The 921-nt window shown below is 36.2% G+C and carries 1 protein-coding gene; it reads right to left on the bottom strand.

Features of this window, described 5'->3' with window-relative positions:
• Positions 1–774, bottom strand: a 774-nt coding sequence (locus tag D4N35_RS17840; protein ID WP_164876427.1) for a hypothetical protein, incomplete at its 3' end; no start/stop codon positions are given.
• Positions 775–921 lie beyond the last annotated feature (147 nt).

The raw sequence follows: 921 nt of genomic DNA, 5'->3' as shown, positions 1-921 counted from the left end.
AAAGCGGATTTTTTGCTGATATTGATATACTTTTCCATCTGTTTGAAACGAGTATTTATTCCAAACGCTTGCATCTTCATTCGTCTCTTCTGTTTCTAACAACTGCAATTCACCCGGTTTCAAAGTCATTATTTTTGAGTCAATGACTTTCATTTCCTCGTTGTTGCTGTTCAAAGCACGGAGCTTTACCTGCACTTCTTGTTTCTTGCCCATATTATTTTTTATAAAGTAATGATTTTTATATGCTTGGTTTCTGCAATGTTGACTCGACCGCCTTAGGCAATCTTTTTCGGAATTTACCAATACTACAGAGAACTCCTCATTATTCGTCTTGTTGGCGGCTTCTATCGCCTCATTAATCGAAACAGCAAAGGCAACTTTTTCCCCCAAGGGCGCTGCAATAAACAAAATGATAAAGAAATACAATGCAAAACACCCGGTTATAATATTCACCACTTTGCTATTATGGGTTGGGCTTTGGCTGCCTAACTTTTTTGTAATGATAAAATTTAAAATCAGCATAAATCCGCAAATGAGCAAGATGAAACCCATACTAACCCAGGTTTCTATTCTTGTTTGAAGCATCGGAAACCCATATGAACGGAGTAAATAGATATGTACTATCATGCCGGCAATAATAAGCAAGAGCTGAAGGGAAACCAGCAATTTCCACCGGACATTTTCTTTTTTTATTGATTTAACATAGGCAGTTGACCAAATCAGCATCAGCCCCGGAATAGAAAAAATGATGATAGCTGCCATAACAAAAATCAAGTCAGTTCACCTCATTTCGGGTTATCAAGAAAAAAGTATGTTTTTCAAAAAGGAATAACTAATATTTTACCAAATTCATTGAACATCTACACGCGATCACGGAGAAACTCTTTTTCTATTTCCTTAATCCGTGACTAAATTTATCTA

The organism is Siminovitchia fortis (assembly GCF_003605365.2).
In the GTDB taxonomy this organism is placed as follows: Bacteria; Bacillota; Bacilli; order Bacillales; family Bacillaceae_C; genus Siminovitchia; species Siminovitchia fortis.
This window is presented reverse-complemented; position numbering and strand designations above follow the sequence as displayed.